The sequence below is a fragment of the Mesotoga sp. HF07.pep.5.2.highcov genome (genome assembly GCF_003666285.1).
Taxonomy (GTDB): domain Bacteria; phylum Thermotogota; class Thermotogae; order Petrotogales; family Kosmotogaceae; genus Mesotoga; species Mesotoga prima.
Genome location: NZ_JFHJ01000396.1, coordinates 1 through 2,144 on the forward strand (window position 1 = coordinate 1; position 2,144 = coordinate 2,144).

Consider the following 2,144-nt stretch of genomic DNA (forward strand, 5'->3'; position numbering starts at 1 on the left):
GAAAAACCCGTAGTGAAGTCAATCGAAGCGTTTTTCCATGAAACATCGCCTATCGAGAGATCGTTGACCTCTATTTTTAGTCGATCATAGATCTTTCTCGAACCGAACAGATAGGGATATCTGAACTTGACGCCGAGTTCGGCAAAGTCCTTTACTCTAATCGAGGAGCCAAAAACAAGATCTTTGAGCATCCTTTCATCGTCCGCCACGCTTGGTGAGGCGTCGAAAGTCCAGTCGAGAGTGAATTCAAAGCTGGTCTCAGTTGCGACTTTGATTGTCAACCTCTCCTTGTTGACAAAGTCGTCAAGCTTGTCGCCGGTCTGCCAGTAAACCTTGCTTTTCGTACTGTGAGAAAAGACCTCGGAATCAAATGTGACCGAGTATGATGTCTCGGATGCCTGTGAAGTGACAGGCATAAAAACAGTCTCGGTCTTTTGACCTAGAGTCACTTCCCATAACGCGAATTCAGCCTCAGTAGTAAGAATTCCCTTGCCAAGCCAGTTCATCTCTGTTGGACTTGCCACTAGTTCTTCGTAATCCAATTCCAGGGCATAGTCAGCCTTGAATATCTCCGTATCGATACCGGTCAACAGTTTTCCCGGATGATCGAGCCTCCATTCCCTGTTTATGAAATCATAGGTAAGAACGGGGTTGTACTGAAGGCCGACATAGTACCAATCGAAAGGTCTAAAGGTAACCTCGTTCTTGAGAGTGACGGGAATTTCGTTTTTGGTTAGTTCCCAACCCTCTTCCGAGTCATATATGAAACCAGCTTCATAAGCTGGTTCTAGGATTACATCCACCGAAAGCAATCCCCATTCGCCTTTATAAAGCTCAATATCCTTGTACACACGAAGCTTCTTTCCTTCAATCTTAAATGACTTGTCGTATCTAGATTCAAAATAGAACTTAAGTTCCACCGAGACAAAGCCGTCATAAAGAATGTCGAAGGGATCTATCCAGAAAAGTTTATCTTTGTTCTTCTCATGGAGCGAATCGAAATCCAGTGCATATCTGCCGTTTACCTTCAGTTTCCCGTCATCCGAGGCATATGTCAAGTAGTTTCTTCCAATTCCTTTGTTGTCAGAGGGCATTATGATATTGAGTTCAGTAGTTGAAGCATCGAATGTGCTCTTGATATCACCGCCAATCTTCAGGTTGCCAGCGGTGAAAAGGTATTTGTTCACCTCCAGCACGAAATCCTCCATGTTCGAGGGGTCGAATAGTTCCGTTACCGTTGCCGCATTTGAGGCCAAGGTGAAGTTCAGTGAATCTACCGAAGCGTCGGCACCAAAAAGGGAGCTTTCCGTCTTCAAAACCGAGGCCTTGGTCCTCAAAGAGTACAGCACCTTATTATTCACATATCTCTGACCGAAAAGGCCGTTTACATTGAACTCCGATGTGCTTAACTTGAAGAAACCTGCATCAATACTGCCATCGGATGGTACGGTAAGGTTTTGAAGATTCACCATCCAAAGGTTCTCATCATCGTATCTTGCGAAGGCTCCAATTACGTCTAGTTCAAGCTCCCAGTCCTGAGGCGAGAGAAGCTGAACATATGCCAACTGCATCTCCGTCGCATTCATTGATTCCTTGACTGCAAACGGATCGAGCTGAGTTACTTTGTTCTTTGAGATGGTTTCACCAAGATTTATTCCACTGAATGGAGTTTGAAGTTCCTTTAACGAAGGACCGCTAAGATAAAGGGCTCCTCCCTGAATCCTCAGCCAGTCGAAAGCGGGTTTTAGCAAAACGTACGCCCCGTAACTCGTTTCCTTCTGCTGTCCGAACTGCCCGAACAGTTCCAAATCTCCCAAGGGTGTGTATAAGACGGACTTCGCAGTGAAGGCGTCTTCGGTGGAAATCCAGTCCCTGTACCAGGTTCCCTGTAGGAGTAACCAGTCCAGTTCTAAATACCGTAAAGTTATTCTTGTCTTGGCTTCGGTAATGCCGCTAAGGTCAACGTCGAAAGGCCTTCGTTCTGGGTCGTCGAGAGGAAAGTAATAAGCTGGAAGATAGAATACAGGAACATTGCCGATATACATAAGCATGTTCTGCACCGACATTCCCTTTCCAGGTGTAACTACCGCGGAGGAGACTCTGAAGCGGTAATGGGGGTGGGTCTTGTCACATGTAGTTACATA

The 2,144-nt window shown here is 45.8% G+C and carries 1 pseudogene; it reads right to left on the reverse strand.

Annotation, left to right across the window (positions count from 1 at the left end):
- Window positions 1-2,144 (reverse strand): annotated as a pseudogene (locus BG32_RS08485) (YjgP/YjgQ family permease); the annotation flags it as partial.